Annotated in this window: 19 protein-coding genes; 15 read left to right on the forward strand and 4 right to left on the reverse strand. The window is 32.8% G+C overall.

Annotated elements, in window-relative coordinates:
* Positions 1 to 5: 5 nt before the first annotated feature.
* The 4 genes from K0A91_RS00170 to K0A91_RS00185 all read right to left on the reverse strand — a co-directional run bounded on the left by K0A91_RS00170 (position 6) and on the right by K0A91_RS00185 (position 3,621).
* Entirely contained in the window at positions 6 to 1,634 is a 1,629-nt protein-coding gene (locus tag K0A91_RS00170; RefSeq protein ID WP_295006939.1) for a hypothetical protein, read from the reverse strand.
* Positions 1,635 to 2,100: 466 nt separating this feature from the next.
* Positions 2,101 to 3,000 (reverse strand): hypothetical protein, encoded by a 900-nt coding sequence (locus K0A91_RS00175; protein WP_295006941.1) that lies wholly within the window; start codon positions 2,998 to 3,000, stop codon positions 2,101 to 2,103.
* Entirely contained in the window at positions 2,993 to 3,262 is a 270-nt protein-coding gene (locus K0A91_RS00180) for a hypothetical protein (protein ID WP_295006943.1), read from the reverse strand. The genes K0A91_RS00175 and K0A91_RS00180 overlap by 8 nt, the downstream gene beginning before the upstream one ends.
* Positions 3,263 to 3,285: 23 nt before the next feature.
* Positions 3,286 to 3,621 (reverse strand): hypothetical protein, encoded by a 336-nt coding sequence (locus K0A91_RS00185; protein WP_295006945.1) that lies wholly within the window; start codon positions 3,619 to 3,621, stop codon positions 3,286 to 3,288.
* A gap of 171 nt (positions 3,622 to 3,792) precedes the next feature.
* Here K0A91_RS00185 and K0A91_RS00190 point away from each other — a divergent pair, with 171 nt between their 5' ends.
* The 15 genes from K0A91_RS00190 (at position 3,793) to K0A91_RS00260 (ending at position 17,236) form a co-directional block, all read left to right on the forward strand.
* Entirely contained in the window at positions 3,793 to 4,677 is an 885-nt protein-coding gene (locus tag K0A91_RS00190; protein ID WP_295006947.1) for a ParA family protein, read from the forward strand.
* A gap of 1 nt (position 4,678) precedes the next feature.
* On the forward strand, positions 4,679 to 5,596 hold the full coding sequence (locus K0A91_RS00195) for a ParB/RepB/Spo0J family partition protein (protein WP_295006949.1): 918 nt from the start codon (positions 4,679 to 4,681) through the stop codon (positions 5,594 to 5,596).
* 48 nt (positions 5,597 to 5,644) lie between these two features.
* Positions 5,645 to 5,983 carry a hypothetical protein gene (locus K0A91_RS00200; RefSeq protein ID WP_295006951.1) on the forward strand — a complete coding sequence of 113 codons (339 nt, stop codon included), beginning with the start codon at positions 5,645 to 5,647 and terminating at the stop codon, positions 5,981 to 5,983.
* The gene (locus tag K0A91_RS00205; protein WP_295006953.1) at positions 5,983 to 6,396 is read left to right on the forward strand and encodes a hypothetical protein; all 414 of its coding nucleotides are present in this window, start codon (positions 5,983 to 5,985) and stop codon (positions 6,394 to 6,396) included. The genes K0A91_RS00200 and K0A91_RS00205 overlap by 1 nt, the downstream gene beginning before the upstream one ends.
* A gap of 45 nt (positions 6,397 to 6,441) precedes the next feature.
* Positions 6,442 to 6,621: a hypothetical protein gene (locus K0A91_RS00210; protein ID WP_295006955.1), complete on the forward strand. Its 180-nt coding sequence runs from the start codon at positions 6,442 to 6,444 to the stop codon at positions 6,619 to 6,621.
* Between the two features lie 2 nt (positions 6,622 to 6,623).
* Complete coding sequence (locus tag K0A91_RS00215; protein ID WP_295006957.1) at positions 6,624 to 8,510, forward strand: TraM recognition domain-containing protein; 1,887 nt, start codon at positions 6,624 to 6,626, stop codon at positions 8,508 to 8,510.
* On the forward strand, positions 8,503 to 9,261 hold the full coding sequence (locus K0A91_RS00220) for a hypothetical protein (RefSeq protein WP_295006959.1): 759 nt from the start codon (positions 8,503 to 8,505) through the stop codon (positions 9,259 to 9,261). Before K0A91_RS00215 ends, K0A91_RS00220 begins: the two co-directional genes overlap by 8 nt.
* A gap of 1,021 nt (positions 9,262 to 10,282) precedes the next feature.
* Positions 10,283 to 11,182, forward strand: a complete 900-nt coding sequence (locus K0A91_RS00225; protein WP_295006961.1) for a hypothetical protein — start codon at positions 10,283 to 10,285, stop codon at positions 11,180 to 11,182.
* An 821-nt stretch (positions 11,183 to 12,003) separates the two neighbouring features.
* Complete coding sequence (locus tag K0A91_RS00230) at positions 12,004 to 12,534, forward strand: hypothetical protein (RefSeq protein WP_295006963.1); 531 nt, start codon at positions 12,004 to 12,006, stop codon at positions 12,532 to 12,534.
* A 92-nt stretch (positions 12,535 to 12,626) separates the two neighbouring features.
* Positions 12,627 to 12,914 (forward strand): hypothetical protein, encoded by a 288-nt coding sequence (locus K0A91_RS00235; protein WP_295006965.1) that lies wholly within the window; start codon positions 12,627 to 12,629, stop codon positions 12,912 to 12,914.
* A 401-nt stretch (positions 12,915 to 13,315) separates the two neighbouring features.
* Positions 13,316 to 14,476 carry a hypothetical protein gene (locus K0A91_RS00240; protein ID WP_295006967.1) on the forward strand — a complete coding sequence of 387 codons (1,161 nt, stop codon included), beginning with the start codon at positions 13,316 to 13,318 and terminating at the stop codon, positions 14,474 to 14,476.
* A gap of 809 nt (positions 14,477 to 15,285) precedes the next feature.
* Positions 15,286 to 15,420: a hypothetical protein gene (locus K0A91_RS00245; protein ID WP_295006969.1), complete on the forward strand. Its 135-nt coding sequence runs from the start codon at positions 15,286 to 15,288 to the stop codon at positions 15,418 to 15,420.
* 4 nt (positions 15,421 to 15,424) lie between these two features.
* The gene (locus tag K0A91_RS00250) at positions 15,425 to 15,658 is read left to right on the forward strand and encodes a hypothetical protein (RefSeq protein WP_295006971.1); all 234 of its coding nucleotides are present in this window, start codon (positions 15,425 to 15,427) and stop codon (positions 15,656 to 15,658) included.
* A 265-nt stretch (positions 15,659 to 15,923) separates the two neighbouring features.
* Positions 15,924 to 16,856 (forward strand): Dna2/Cas4 domain-containing protein, encoded by a 933-nt coding sequence (locus K0A91_RS00255; protein WP_295006973.1) that lies wholly within the window; start codon positions 15,924 to 15,926, stop codon positions 16,854 to 16,856.
* Entirely contained in the window at positions 16,856 to 17,236 is a 381-nt protein-coding gene (locus K0A91_RS00260) for a hypothetical protein (RefSeq protein WP_295006975.1), read from the forward strand. The genes K0A91_RS00255 and K0A91_RS00260 overlap by 1 nt, the downstream gene beginning before the upstream one ends.
* Positions 17,237 to 17,268: the final 32 nt, after the last annotated feature.

Consider the following 17,268-nt stretch of genomic DNA (forward strand, 5'->3'; position numbering starts at 1 on the left):
ATCTCCTAAAATATTTTCTCATCTCTCGGTAATCTAAAAAAAGTATCATGTGAATATTTGATATCTGTTTGTGTAATTTTTAGGGCAGCCTTATTAAAAGCTTTTACAGAGATACTCCCATCAATTTCTTTTTTTAGCATAGCATATGCGTTTCTTATGTCTTCATCTTTATCTAGTAAATCTTCAAGAGCTTCTACGCTGACATTAATAATTTTTGTAGCAATTGTTTTACCCGAAAACTCATAAACAATATCAAAAATAAAAACGTTGAGTGTTGGATGAAAAAAATTAGTTGTTTTATTTATATTTTCAAAAAAAAGATTAACATTACCATCTTTAATTTTTTTACCATCAAAAATAAAATTAAAAAAACTTTCTCTATCTTCTCTTTTTATTGAGCTGTAAATCAAAATTAAAAAATAATAAACATCCACAGAAACAAAGCGAATAACTTTTCCGCTTTTTAATTCACTGCTTCCAATAAAGACAAATGGTATTCCGTCATCACTGACTGCAAATTCTTTTTTAAACAACATCGCAATAAAATATAAATAAAACTTTTCATCCTCGAAAAAACTTTTTGTCTGAAAATCTTTAGGCGTAAAATTTTTAAATGCAAAAATATTTTCATCATAAAACTTCAATGCCCTGTCTTTAAAAATTCTTTTTTCTTTATTTGCCTCTTCATGTAAATCTAGTTCACCAAATCTAGCAATATACTCTTGCACAAATGTGTCATTGGCTTGTTCTAAAATTTGTGTGAGATGCTCCTCTTTATGATTTGTTTTTTTCACGTTTTTTTGTTCTGCTTCTTGTCGTTGTTCTAATGTTTGGACACTGTAAAAAACATAATCATCTTTCTCGATTAATGTACCATTTTTCATTGTCAATTTCACTCTACCGTTTTCATTAATTTTTTCTATTTTTTCAATTGGACTATCCCGCTCAGGCTCGTCTAAATTCTCAGGACGATAAGTATTGTTGAGAACAATATTGTTGATAGCGTAGTCATTTTGTACAATTTGATTTATATCTTCAACAATCTTCACAACTACATCTTTGTAATTAGATTCATGAATTGCAGACTTAATTTTGAAAACTACATCAGAATCATCTTCGTTCATATAGAGTCCAAACTTTTTTGCATTGCGCATCATATAGAGAACGTCACTTAACTCAATTTTATTTTGGGAGTTGGTCATGTCGATTCTATTTTCAACTGATTTAACATAAGTAATAAATTTCATCGGATCGTGATAAATTTCTTTAGAGAAAGCTTTTGCGGTTTGGATACTGATAACTAATTCGCCTTGCTCGTTTACTAAAACAGAATCTGAAAAAAGCTCTACAATTAAAATTGCTTCAACCGCATTAACGCTAATTTTTTCTTTAGACTCATTCAAAAGAATTATGAGATTTTCAATTCGCTCTTTGTAGATTTTTGTATCTGTGTTTTTGATAGAAATGCCGAGATGAATTTGTTCATCAGATTGAACCAATCTTGGATCTACTTTTTTATTTTTTTTATCTTGTTTTATTTTATACAAGTTAGAAAAAAACAAGGTGAAATAGGGTATAATCATTACCAAAACAATAACCCACCAGTACTCCAAAAACATCTCCACTAATCCCATTTTTTATCCTTTTCATTCAAAATCATTTTAAAATAGCTAGAACGCATCAAAAACACTCAACCCTTACCTGACTATTAATTTAATGTTAAAATGCCCAGAAAGTGCCTTAAATTGATTTTTAAGGCACTTTATAGTTTTAAATTTGAGTGTATTTTCGCTTTTTATCATTTTTTTATTCCTCGTTTAAGCTTGATCTCTGGAATCTCACAAAAAAGTGTGTGTCTATAGCCAAGAAGCCTACAGCTATATAAATAAAATAGACACCCATAAAAAGCTATTTCCCTAAGAGACATCAGTCACTTTAAATAAATATATATAGACCGTCTTAAAAATCCTATTTTTGAAAACTACCTCTACAACTCTACAGAGTTGCTAAATATATATATATTAGAGCATCAATAAAATTGATATTTTTTTTATGCTCTATAACTCTACAGAGTTAATATATATATAAATAGGGCACTACTTAATAATCCACATCATCAGACATCTCTTTATTCTCACTTCCACCTTTTTCTTTCGGTTCAAAATCATAATATTGCCCATCATTTTGGTCTCGATTTTTTTCGATATTTTTAATGTCAAAATAGCTACAAACTTGAACTATTTTTCCATCAATCTCAAATTCGTCATCGTCAGTTATACTCATTTTTTTATAACCAAGTTTTTGTAACTCTCCGCTCATTTCTCTCAACAAATTCATTTGACTATTTGAGTAATAGTTTGCAAGAGTAGATCTAAAAAAAGAAGTTGCTGCAAATAACATATTTGTATTTTTCTTCTCATCAAAAACAAGTATATTTTTAACAGTTACAGCCTTGTTTCTATAATTATAATTTGGTATAAAAGTGTGTTTGCCTAAAATATTGTTAAGCAAAATTTGCATCAAATCAAATCTAAAATTCTTGTGTGTTCTGTTCGTAGTCAGCCATCCGGAAAATGAATAATCAAATAAAACTCTCTCTTTGGTGGAGCACTCAATTTTCAAATCTCTCTTTTGATTGTAGACAACATTTTTCTCTTCACCACTCTCTTTATCTGTTTTTTTATAGGCTATCTTTTTGTACTTACTGTACTCATAAACTGTTCTATCTTCACAAGAATAATATTCAATCCATTCAGCTAAAACTAACACAAAAAAGTTATAGTTCAAATCAACAAGCGGATATTTGTCGCTATCATTTTTTAACACATGCGCACAAACATTTTCGCCTTTTTTTCTTCGCTTATACTCTTCGTTCAACCTACTAAAAAGATATTTGAAAAATTCTTTTGTCTGCTCGTTTGTCTGAAAAAAATTAAACAAACTTCTTGAATAGTGATAAGTAATATCTAATGGGTATAATCCCTCTGGAAATTTATACATTTGTTGTCATCCTATCTTCACTTTTGTTCTCACTTTCTCTCTCGCTTTCTTCAAGTAACCCAATCTTTTTAGCAGAATATTCTAAGCTTTCTTTTGTACATTTATCCTCTAAAAACTCAATACATTTTTTGCCAAGTTCAGCAAACTTTTTCTCTTCCAAATCTTTAGCTTGCTGCATCAAAACTGCTTGTTTTTTTCTAGCTTCTACCATTATGTTTTTAGCTTCTTCTAACAAATCTTTTGGCGTTTTTTTCTTTGCCATGTTCTACATCCTTTTTTAAAAATTTATAATCCTAATTCACTTAAGGCTTTATCAACCTCACCATAATTCCCATTCCTAAAATGAAACGCAATAAATCTTATATACTTATGACATGCTTCTAATTGAATCTCTTTTTCGGACAGCACATCCCTTGAATAAAAAATCTCTTCCTGAGCATTTCTTGCAAAAGCAACATCATCTTGAATTCTCTTAACTTTATTTTCAATCTCCTCTCCTCTTTTACTATTGCGTTCACATTTTTTCATAATAGAATAAAGTTTTATTGAAACCCATTCGCATATAGAACCAAATAAAAAAAGACTAATATTTTTAGCTGATTTATTTTTTAACAACTTCACTTTATTCCTTTTAATTAAAATAAAATTATCATATAATATACTTAATATAATATTAAAGTAATATTTATTTTAGTAAAGATATGCTTTTTTGACGATGTTCTATTTAGTATAATATGTTTTTAAGTATAAGGACATTAAAATTTGTAATACAAATACATTAAGGACAATGTAATGATAAATAATGCTACAAAAGTAATAGCAATAGCCAACCAAAAAGGTGGCGTTGGCAAGACAAAAACTACAGACATTATAGCTAGAGATTTGGCATCGAACGGCTACAGTGTTTTAGTTATAGATTGGGATCCGCAAAAAACTCTCACGGCTCAATTTGGCATTAACTCCAATGATATAAAAAATACTCCACACGATAGCTCATCTGTTTTTTCAGATGGTATATTCCCTCAACCCAAAAGAGTAACAATACATGAAAGCGGAGATATTTTTTTAGATATGCTATTTGCTAGTTCTTCTTTAATGGAATACGCACAATCCGGAATGAGTGCCAGAGAAGTAAAACTCAGAAACTACATTAAAAAAATCTCAAAAGAAAAAATCTACGACTACATAATCTTAGATACACCCGGCTCTCTTGGAGTTCTATTTACAAACGCAATGCTAAGTGCAGATATAGTTGTGCTGCCTATACAAACTGCAAAAGCTGCAACTGATGCTACCGAACCATTCTTTAAAGAATTAATAGCACTCGAAGAACAATTTGAAAACAAATTAGAAAAAATTATTGCATTCGGAAATATGTATAACAAGGTTGCAACACACGACAAAGAGCAATTGGAAATTATTCAAAAGGATATACCACTTTATATAGAGAAACAAAAAAAACTTGGAAATTTTGAGGGTATGGAATTCCTTGTATCAAAAGAAATTCCAACTAGAACCGTAATTAAAGATGCAACAGGAAATGGAATTTATTTAAGGGAGTATATAAGGCTCTACTCAAACACAAAAAGCAATAAAGAACTTCTTGAAGCATATAATGAAATCTTTAATCTTATCACAGGTGTAAAATTTAATAATCAAAAAATACGAGGGAAATAAAATGAAAAAAAGACCACAACCGAAATCAGCTTTTCAGGAAGCAACAAACGAATTAGATTTAGTAAAAAACATGATTGAATCGCAAAATAATATTGCCGAAATTCCTTTGTCTTTAATTCTTTCTCCAAAGACACATGATAGAAAATGTTTTGATGAAAATGAAATTGTGGAACTCGCAAAGAGCATAAAAACATCTGGACTTTTACAACCAATCATTGTTAGAAAAATAGGAAATCAATTTGAGCGCCTCATTGGATTTAAAAGAGTAATGGCTACAAAACTAAATAATGAGACAACAATTAAAGCAATCGTTTTAAGCGGCATTACAGATGAACAAGCCTCACTTATTACAATTTCGGAAAACCTCTTTAGAAGTGATCCTAATGCGTATGACCAAACACTTGCATTTCTTGACTATGCATCAATTGTTTTAAAAACACAAAGCTCTGAAGTAATTAAATTGTTAAATAAATTTAAAGCGGGTAAAGAAAAAAATGAAGCAGAGGAGCGAAATATTGAACTGCTAGAAAATATAGTTGCCAAAAATCTCTCCATTAACCTAAGAACCTTATCGGATAAAATAAAAGTCTTGGGCATTAATCCATTATTGATAGAAGCAATACAAAAAAGAAAAATCACTTATCAAGAAGCGATTGCTATCAATAAACTTAACGATGATATAAAAATTACAGCGCTACTCAAACAAATTGACGAAAAAGAATTAACCCTCAAAGAGATTAAAGATTTAGTTCTTGGGATGCAAGACGAGAAACCAAAAGAAGAGAATAGCAAAACATATTCAAAGTTCCTTTCAAAAAGTTTTCTAAAAAACCTCTCCAAGATACCGGGGAAAAAACTACAACGGATAGAAGAGTACCTTAAAAAGATAGAAGAAGTGTTGTCTCAAAAAGAGATGTAATAAAAGAGTTCCGGAAAGAATATTTTAATCACGAGGAGGCATGATAGTATGAAAAACTTAATAATTGAAAGAGAGGGGAGGCTTCCCTTATTTATTAGTAAACACATGGAAAAAAGATTAAAAGAACGCAAAGGACTAAACAGGAAGGCAATAAAGAGATATGTTGTTCAAGCTATTGAGCTTGGGGAGACGATTCAAAAAAATATCGAAAGAGGAGCAATAAAAGCAGTTAATTTGTTTAAAGGTGACAGCATAATTTTTTATATAGAAAGAGAGACGATCTACATTGCAACCATATTAACGAGGAAGTCTATCGCAGAAGAGGTTACTTATGTAAAAGGTGCCAGAAGGAAAAGAGAGTTTAAATACATGAGGGGGAGTTTTTAATGATTAAGAAAAACAAGATACTCTATTGGAGGGCGGTTCTATCATTTGTTTTTGCGATATTCGTAAATATTTTTTTAAATGAAGGCTTTAAATATGTACCATTATTGGCAATAATAGGTTTTTTGACATCTTATGTTTTATTTCAGCACAAGCATATAGAGCAGGCGGCAGATTGCATGCTTGATAGTAAATTTGATAACATAATGGGTTTTTTTTATAAATGTCTAATTATTAACATCAGTATAAGTATATTTGCAACACTCATTGTTTTGGTGGTGTATTATAACAACAAACCGGAATATCCAATAGCAAATATTTTCTACAGCTTCTTCGCCTTTTTTTGGGTCTTGTTGTTTGTGGCGAAAAAACTATCCATAAAAATACCATTTTGTGACAAGAAAGAAAAAAAATGAGTAGTACGGTTTTACTTATAAAAAACTTTAAAAAAAGTAGAAACAATGGCAGCAAAAAGTAAATTGGAAAAATACAGATACGAGATACAAGACTTAATAGATAAAGGTGTATCAATTAGGTCAACATGGAAAATTATTAACTCTTACTTATCGGAAGATGCAAAAATGAGCTATTCATCTTTTTATCATTTTGCAAAACAACATATTGAGCAAAGCAAGGATTAACTATGGCAAAAGAAAAAAAAACAGACTTTGAAATTTTAATTGACTTAAAGTTGCAGATGAAATCTTTTCTAAAAAAAGAAGAGAATGTCCGTAGAAAAATTGATAAAACACCGGATGAAAAAGAGTTCAAAAGGCTTCAAAAAGAATTAGATCTGCATATTTCCGGATTTAATGCTTTAGAGACTGCCCTTGTCGCTGCTGAAAAAAAAATGATAAACCTAGACCGTGGTTTGTATAAAGGTATTGGCATTGATGTGAGAGATAAACAATATGCAAAAATGCCAATTTATTTAAAATTTGCAAACCTAAATAATCATGTTGGCTATACGGGAACCACTAGGGTAGGTAAAACAAAGAATATGATAAGCGATGCGAAACAACTTATCCAAAAAGGGTGGGATGTAATTATTGTTGATCCAAAAGGAGGGGAGGGGCAGGAGATATTGACAGAAACAATTCAAGCATCTCTTGAATCAAACAGAGCAGAGGACTTTAAGTTTCTCTCTCCTGCATTTCCGGACGAATCCGAACTTGTAAATCTTATGTTTGGAATGGGAGACGATGAAGCCGCTTCTATGATTAAAACCTTTGCAGAATCTATTAGTGATGATAACTTCTTCACAGGTGTTGTTTATGAAAACACACTTGCTGCGCTAAAGGCGTTGACATTTATTCAAGCGGCAACCGATCCTTTTGGAACATATACTCAAAAATTAGAACAAGAAGAGATTCAGAGATATATCAAACTCAAAAATTTCAAAAACTTTTCTCAAAATGTCACAATGGATAAATGGAATAGAACATCTAATCCTAACGAGCTTCATATTTCAACATTAAAACCCAAAACTTTGAACGAAAATCAAATTTTAAAAAAAGAAGCGTCTGGAACTCTTTATAGCAACAGAAGCATGGTTACTTTTAAGACACTTAGTAATTATACAACATACGACAGTCTTGAGAGATTGAAAACAACAATTTCTAAAACAATCGCAATACCACCGGTTGATAGATTAGGGCATGAGCTATATGCACATATATCGCATCTTCGGGAAGAAGCCTTGAGCATACTGGATAAAGTTCTCTCTACGGATAAGGCAAATTTTTCAAAGATTGCAAAAACACATTCGGTATTGCTTTCGCAATTAGTATATGGCGATATCGGCAAGGTTTTCAGTGGAAGCGGAATAAATATAATTTCCAATAGACTTCTCTCTGAGGATAAAGGTTTGATTTGCGTAATGCAACCGTACCCAATGAGATTTAAGACAGTCTCAAACGTATCGGTAATGGCAATGCTAAAATCGATAGAATCAATGATGGGCTTAGTTGGAAGTTCAGGACGAGGAAATAAAAGAAGACTAGCCATTATGATAGATGAAGCAGGTGCAGTAATGTATAAAGGGATAGAGGATTTGTTCAATAAGGCAGGGGGACTTGGTGTAACTCTTTTTATTTATACGCAGAGTTATGAAGACTACTCTTTGTCTCTTGGACCGACAAATGCGAATGTTATAATGGATAATGTTAATACTCCTATAACAATGAGAATGAATCATCCGGAGTCTTGTAAAAGAGCTGCTGAATCTCTTGGAACTATAAGAAAAAACCAGAGTATGTATATGTCAAATTCTACAGGGGGCAGTAGATTTTCTGTTGGAAGTGAAGATGAGCCGATTGCACTGCCGGAAGATATCTCTGAACTTCCCGTAGGTACTGGATTTATGCGACACGATGGTAATACCTATATTGTAGATTTTCCATACATGAAAGGATTAAGCAACTATCCAATAAAGATGCCGACACTTGAGAACGAAAGGGCAAGAAGAAGCATCGCTGAATACGAAAGTCATTTTTTACAAAATCTTCATGGGCTTTCAATTGATGGATGAAGAACCGCTCTATAATAAAAAAATTGAAGAGATTGTAAGTGAAATACAAGCTCAACATGGATTAGAAAAAAATGATGCCCATAAAATTATAAATGATTCTATAGCAGCGGCGTATCAATCAGGCTATCCCATTGTTCTTGAAGAAGACGGAATATATGCTGTTTATGATGATAAAAAAGAGGCAGATAAATTAAAATTTGTAAAACTAAAATATTCTAAGCAAAAAAGCAAAGCAATAGTTCAAGATATTCAAACGAGAGCAAATAGAGTTTTTTTAAATATGCAAAGAGATAAGATAGTGGAATTTCTCAAGACTAAAAAAAACTATCTCCATGCATCTTACCTGTACACAGATAGTCAAAATAAGATTTATAATCTCTTCTATGACAAAAATTTTAAATATCAGGTCCAGAGGGTTAAAGCAAAAACCCCAAAGGACGATAAAGTTAAAAAGAGAGTATATATAGATTTTACGACGGCAATTTATCATAAAGAAACTTTATTTTTCAGTGAACTCAAAGAGATTCGAACATTAAGAAACCTCAAAGAGATGACAAAAGATTTAAGTCGTGAAATATATGAAAAAATAGGGAAAAAAATTTGGATTGAAGTATTGGCAGTAAATATCTTGAAAAATGAGGCTTATCTTCATTTGCCATACAAAACTATAGGCGAAATTGTGGAATATATCAAAAAAAGATTTGAAGAAATATTTGGGGTAAAAATTATTTTCATCAAAAAGAAAAGATGAAATGGAATTTAGGTAGAGCATCATCATTGAGTTTGAAAGTAGAAAATGGATATAATAATTTACTTAAAAATGGAATAGCATATGACTTGGCAAGAAAAAATAGAAGATAAATTACAAAATCGAAAAAATAAAGTTGTATGAGCCACTTGCAGATTCCCACAAACAACCAATAATTTAAGCTAATTTAAATTTTAAAAAGCCTTTTGAAATCTTTAATAAGCATGTTATAAAATTGCCAACAAATGATGATAAAACCCCAGCTTGGGATTTTATCAAAACCTAGCGTAAAACCACCTCTTTTAAGGGGTGGAGTATCAATGGACGCAACCAATTTTATTTTAAATTAAGCATTAAGTAGATAAAGTTTGATAATTTATTTTATATTATTAAAAACTAATCTCCCAAAACAAAAGCTTCTTTTGCCTTTGTATTGCATCCCATTGCGGAGTTTGGTTTCAAGAGACTATGTGTATCGCACATTACTCGACCAAAGGTCAACCCCGTTTGGATGAAACGAAGGACTGTTGACATTAACGGTTAACACTCGGCCGTTATAAAACTTCCCTAATTGCGGGGAAACCTTAAGAGATTTTTTAGCTACTAACTATCCATGGTAACATAGGGTAGGGCGAACGGTAATGCGTTAGTAGCTATTAAGGTGGGGAACATCAGTGGATACGATAAGACATAAGTGCTTTTTGTACCATTGTTTCTTCCCCACCTTAGTAGCTACTTTAATCGGCATAGTAAAAAGGCTAAAAAGTACAGCAGTTGTTTAAACTGCTATAAGACAATCCGCAGCGAGCTATCTTCATAATCATTTTATTAAAAAATTGCCCTCTTATATAGCAATTTCTTTCATTCTTTGAATTTCAACATAATTACTTTATTGAAGATAGCCGTTCAGAGACTATCGAAAAGCAACAGAAATGTTGAACCTAGTAGAGTAAGTCACAAGCCCTTATTTAAACTTTTTTACATTATTGATTCCTAGGAAAATAAAAATACTAAGGAAAATAAAATGGCAGAAGAAAACACTGAAACAACATTAACACTAGAGCAAACCGAACAAAGAAGAGAAAAAAATCGTGTAAAAAGAGCTAGACAAAGAGCTAGAAAATTGCAAGAAACTCTTCATGATAAGCCTCTGAAAGAAAATCCAGAGCCGGTGAAAGCACCTCAGAAAAAACCGCAAGAACGAAGAGCGAGACTCTCTAACGAAGAGTATGCGAAACAGCAATTGGAATTCAAATCAAAAAGAATCGAAATGAATCCAAAAGACGCAGTCGTTTCAATCGCCGAAGCAACTGAAGCAAAAACATTGGCATACAATGTTAGCGAAGTCAACACAATCGCAGAATATGTTCGTAGCAACTTGGGTTCAAGAGTTCCAATGGATCTTGGAATTTTATTAATAAATACATTCCAAGAAGGTGTCGCAAAAACAATCGAAGACTATATTAAGTTGGCAAACTCACAAGGAATCGGTTCAAGAAGAGCATTGGCTCTTTATAAAGAGGTGCAAACGAAAGAGAAAAACAGAGCTGTAGCCCAAGAGCTCTTTAGAGAGAAGACAATTGAAAGTGAAACTCCGGAAGAGACTAAAGAGCGCGAAGCACAAGAGAAAGCCTTGGAAAAAGCTACGGCGGAGCTAGCAAAAGCTACGGCGGAGCTAGCAAAAGCTAAAGAAGCGCTAGTAAAAGCAGAAGAGCTAGAAGCAGAAGCTGAAAAAGTTTTGGATGCAGGTTTTGAAAAGAGGCACGCTGATCAAAAAGAGAGAGAAAAAGCAGAAGCTGCTAAAGCTAGAGAAGCTGCAAAAGCTGCCGCTGAAGAAGTAAAGATTGAAAAAGCTAAAGCTAGAGAAGCTGCAAAAGCTGCCGCTGAAGAAGTAAAGATTGAAAAAGCGGACGCTGCCGTGTAAGTAAAATTACGAATACAGCTTAAAAGAAGTTGAATCAATGTGTAGAAATAAATTTAAATAAAAAGTGATTGAAACGGGAAGCTTTATGTATAACGATAAAAAATCTATGGAATCTAGTGCTCTTTTGGATTTTTGTCGTTAGCATATAATATTATGAAGTGTAAATACATTTTACTAATATTGTAACATATTGAAAATATAGTCCGCTCCATATAGCGATGTATGGCAGTTTTTATAGGAGATATCTATTATTGCATAGCTATTTTCTATAAAAACGGTTAATTCTTTGGCAGGAACTAATGAACACAAAGGAATAAAAAGATTTTTTTCATGAAAAATATTGCATCAAAATCAATTTAGCTATTTAGCGGTTGCGCAGTATTCTTTCTTGCAACTATTTAGTTGTAAAAAGTGAAAAAATGATTTTGTTACAAAAAAAACCTAAATTTTTAAGAAAAAAATGAATTCGCAAGGATTCTCTTAAAAATTCAGGCAAATTGTTTTGAAATATTGAATGTAAAATAAAGCATTAATTACTTAATTGATAGTGTTTTTACTGAATATACCAATAAACAATTTGAATATAAACTCCCATAAGGAGATAAGAACTATTTTTTATTTCCTTACAAAGGGAGTATTATGCCTAGTCTCTTGTCTTTTTATGGGAATCTATATTCCAATAAAAAATTTAATCTCTCAATCTATCTAACAATCAACACTTCTTTAATATCACTTTGAGTACAGCTTCGGGCTTACCTTGAAAGGCATCGTGATTTGAATTGTTGTTTTGATTTAGAGGGGAGATTTACAAGGAGGCTATTATGGCAACTCAAACAAAAAGAAGTTACGGAAAAGAGCGCACATTCGGGGATATTATTTATAATCCTAAAACAAAGAGCGTTTTTTGTTCAATCAACTTAGGTTTCTTCGGAAAAACTACCGTTACTCTTGTTAAACGTCAAGATGATGGTGCTTATGATTTAATGAAAGCTTATACGGATCATAATGGTCAAGAGCAAGTAGTTTGTATAGGTAAAACTTTTCCTTCTAAACGAAAAGATGGTTCTGTCGTAGATGGTTTAACTCAAGGCACTCTTGGGCTTTTAAAACGCTACGATAGTGAAAAGAAAAAAGAGCTCACTGACTCTTCTGATGCTTTGTTTATCACAACTCACAAGTTGAAAGAAAACAAGCCTCTTGGCGATAGTGGTCTTGTTAAGGTAGGGTATATCTCTGGTCGTTTCGGTATCGAAGATGATATTACATCAAATAATAGTGCTTCTTCGCAAGAAGAAAACTATCAAAACGATGAGCCGCAATATGATGACGATGGAGATGAAGTTCCTTTCTGATCGTTAGCTTAACTCCTAGTGGAGTTTTCACGTTTAGACGTGGGATTCCGCAAGGAACTCCTATGTCTTATTTGGCCTGGGAGGACAAAATAATGGAAACAGTTCTAGCTATTGCTGTAAGCATATTTTTTTCTATTGCCTTTTTTATAATCTATGAGCTATTCAAACAACTTGGTGTCTTTTTATGGATATATACTCACCCACAATATGATAAATTTATCAGAATTTTAGGGGCTACCATCGAAGGAGTTTCTATAAGTATTGTTGGCGCAGCTGTATATCAATGGTTTTTAGACGACAAGGTTGTAATTTATGCCCTTTGTTGTGGTATAATTTGGATAATGATAGGTGTTATATTAAAAGACTACAATAGAAAATAAAGGATAAGAAATGGAAAGTCTAGGTGAAATTGCTTTTGGAATATTTACGATTTTTATGCTTATTGTAGCTTTAAAATTAACAACCCAAAAACATAAACATTCCGCATAAGCGGTCTATACAGGCAAAGTATTTTAACCTAGAGTTAAGAGCTTTGTTTTTTCAACTTACTATAAATTACATTCCCACGAGGGAGTTTTTGACTCCCTCAAAGGGATACTTATGTCAATAAACTTCTTGGTGGGAATCTATATTCCACAAAAAAACTAATCAATTCTCTCATCTAACAATTCATCTTCACACAAAACACATTATCAGTACAGCTTTAGGCTTTACCTTGAAAGGGATATTTGTGTCGTGAATTTAAATTGATTTGTGGGGTTTGGTTTATAAGGAGCTTGGCATGAGTAATGAACAAAATAATGGACGCAGAACTAATTTGCAGATTTTAGATGATCGCAGAGATGAGCTTGCAAATGGATTAGCTACATATAAACAGTTTCTTGAGGTTATACCTGTAAATAAGCAGGAACAATTCAAAAGAAACTTCTTGGAGCTATGCACGCAAGATTACCTCTTAAGTATCATTGATACAAAAGAGCTGATAAGATTTGCAACAAATGTGACAAAAACAGGGCTTGATATAGCACCCTCTTCAAAAGAGGTATATATCATCCCATTTGATACCTTGGTCAACAAGGTTAAAACAATGCTTCCACAAGCAATCATCCCTTTAAATGGTATGCAACAGTTAGCATATCAAAAAGGTTTCTTTCTACAGCTTGATGCTGTATGGAAATTTGATGATGGTACTTGTGAAGCAGAATCGAAGCTATCCCGCCTACAGCAAAGTCAACTCCAGACGGCTAATGCCAAATGGGTTGATACTCACTTTATCGGGTTTGAGGTTGTTTTAAAGGACATGAAAAACGAGATACCGACTCAAACAAAGTTCGTAGATCTAAATTACGTCAAAGAAGCGACTAAGACTATTAAAGATGAGCGTTGGAAACTTCAAACGTGGAGACATAAGGCTGTTCGCAGAGCTTATGGAGATTTTATGATTCCACGGGATCGTAAAATTGAAGCGTTTGAAGAGATAGAACATCTTAACGACTCTATTCTTGGAGAAGCAGAAGTGCTTCCTCAAAAATTTCTCACAAAAGAAATTGAGGATGGAGTAAAACAGTTAGGTCTATCGGTTTCAAAAAACGACGGTATAGCAAAAGTAGAGGGTAAGACTTTTGGAAAAGATAAAGTATTGGTAAATATGGGTTTTGTGTATGAAAACGGAACTTATGCAATGCAGTATCAGGAACAAGAGTCTCTGCCTAAGCCAGAACAATCAAAACAAAAATCTCCTGCATATCGTCTAATGCAATATCTTAAAGATAATGGTTTACATAAAGACGAGATCGGTTCATTTGTAAAAGACGAACTAGGTTTAAGTAGTGAAGATGTCGAAGGAATTGAAACCGTATTGTTAGATATGGGAACACTGAATGAAAAAATTCAAAGTTTTCTAACTACAAGCGACAATGAAGTTCCCGAGAGTATGTTTTAAACAAAAAAGTTGTAATTTGTATTCTGCCCTCCCTTTGACGAGGTGAGCGGTAAAACTTCTGCTAGAAATAGCTTGAAAGGAGGTGCGGAATCATGTTAAGGCAAGTTTTGCTTTGGGTAGTACTGCTAATGCTTATTGTTACGAAAGTTCAATAAGCTATAAGGCGACTAGATAGTAAGAGTACCAGCTCTTGCTGTCTTTATCCACAAAACTAAACTTTAACAAAATTATAACTTATAAATTTTTAAAATTCAATAGTGGTTGCATGAAAACTATAATTGCTTCGGGTTAAAACGGATAGCATTATGGTTGGATTACTAACAGTGAAATAGTGAACATTAAATTGTTTGCGGGGGATGTTGGACGCAGATTAAGCTTCCCCCAATCTTTCGACAGGAGGATTTATGAAGCTGTTATTAGTGATAGTCATGTTGATTCTAGTGTATCCTAACCCGATATACCAGCCTGATGCGTGGCACCTAGTAGGTTTTCTACAGGCCTGCTAGTTAACATCACTATAACCATTATTATGCCTTATAAATTTTTAAAATTCAAGCACTAGCCAGCTTGTCGTATTAAAAATCTTCGAGATTGGCTATCTCAATTTATCCTCCATAGGGAGCTTTTATCCCTATGGGGATAATTCCGCTCCTTATATTGGATTATTAAATTCATCCTCACAATCAATCTAACAAAATCATAGCCCTATAAAACATTCTTTCAACAGCAATTAAGTTGCTTGTCATGAAAGGGATCGAATGTTTTGTTATGTTTTTTGATTTTGAAAGTGCGGATATAAGGAGTTTCTTATGAAAACTTTAATTACAATAATAATGGTATGCACTGCACTATATGCAGGTATCGGTATGATTAAAAAAGTTGAAACTAGCACTTCCCATTATAATCAAGAGCTTAACAAAGCAATTGCTATGTTGGAGGAGTAATTATGTGCAGACAGGTTTTAATATGCAGATAAAATATTTAAGATATATCGCAGAAGTTAGACATATTATGAAAAATCCACAGAATACTAGAGATATGTTTTTAGGATTGTGGGTTAATGGAATTTATGGAATTTTAAATGACATTAGTTTAGTGTCAATATTAATTACCGTCACTTCTTTTTATGGTATAATGACTTCAAATAAAATAATTAGAAGGAGCAAACAATGGGTGAAATAGTAGTATTCATTATTACAATAAGCCTTGCTTACTGGGTTTACAAATTAGATGAAAAATCTAAGAAAATTCACAAACCTACACACTAAATAAATCCCCCTAAAACATCTCAATGTTAATTTTTAACACTGATTAAGTTCAGAGGGATTTTCAATGACAAAAAATAAGTAAACTCCACTAGGAGTTCAACCGCATGTTTAATATGTGTGGCTAGGACTCCGTATGGACTCCTATGCCTAATTTTTAGTTTCGCTAGGAGGAACTTATTATGAGTAAGCTAGAAACATTTATAAAACAAAACCTACCAAAAGTACTGGCTAAAAAAACAGTTAGTTCATTAGGAGACAGAAGCACATATATTGGAGCTTCCGACATAGGCTCTTGTCTGCGAAAATCATATCTCTCTAAGATACAAAAAGTTGAGTATGACATTGCGCAGCATATAGTCTTTGAGAGAGGGCATATTGCAGAAGAGATAGTAGCTTTAATGCTACAAGGCACTCCATACAAGCAACAAGTTGAAGTAAGCGGCAAGGCTAGTAATGGTTTTGATATTAAAGCTCATTTGGATTTTGTTGTTGATTTTGGAAAAGAGTGTGTAGTCGTTGAAGCAAAATCCACATCTATCCCGGTAGATGAACCTTATGAGAGTTGGACTTTGCAAGTACAAATGCAGATGGGTCTGTTAGAGTCTCAATGCAAGGGTAAAAATGTTAGAGGCTATGTAGTTGCGATAGATGTCAACAGTGGTTGGTTTAAAACCTTTGAGGTTTTGCCAAATAAAGCACTGTTTGATGTTGCAATGGATAATGCCAATATTCTAGCAAATGCTCTTGTAGAGTCTAGCGAGCCAGAAGCGGACGTACAACTGTATTGTTCAAAGTGTGCTTTTAAGGGCAATTGTCCGGCAATTACAAATATAACAGCGCAACAGCTTCCAAAGGATGTTCAAGAAGTTGTAGATTTTATAGCGAAAAAATCTTCTATAGAAAAGGAGATTAAAGCTGCTAAAAAGCAACTTCAAGAGTTCTTTGAAGCAACTAATACACGCATGGCAAAAGCAGGAGATAAAACAGTCTCTCTTGTTAAAAACAAGGGAAAAAAGAGTGTTGATCTTGAACTGCTTCAAAGCTTTGCCCCCGATATCTACGCAAATGTTTTGTGTGACGGAGAAGGGTTTTCGTATATAAAGGTTGTGTAATGAGATATTTGAAAAGAAGAGTTAGCTCTCTCGAATGTTCAACATCTGCAACCGTGGTGGCTATTTTGGCATACATATACCGCAAAGAGAACTTGTTGTCTCAATGTGGCAGATATGCTCAAAATGTCATTGACGGACTTGTAGATTTAGGTTTAATAAAAAAGGTAATCTCTAAAAAAGGCATCTTTTATTTCAAAACGGAAAAAGCTCAAAACTTTAAAGCGATAGATTTTGCCAAAGAGTATCTTTGGGCTTTTCATAATGTTTCTGAGAGATTATCCAAACATGGTAAAAAATATATTCTTTGCTTTGATAGCTCTTTGCCTAACGGTAAAGATTTGGTTGAGATTGAAGAGGCAATGAAAAAAAATTATATATAAGTTTAACTCCTAGTGGAGTTTTCACGTTTAGA

The sequence above is a fragment of the Sulfurimonas sp. genome, assembly GCF_019429335.1.
Lineage (GTDB): Bacteria > Campylobacterota > Campylobacteria > Campylobacterales > Sulfurimonadaceae > Sulfurimonas.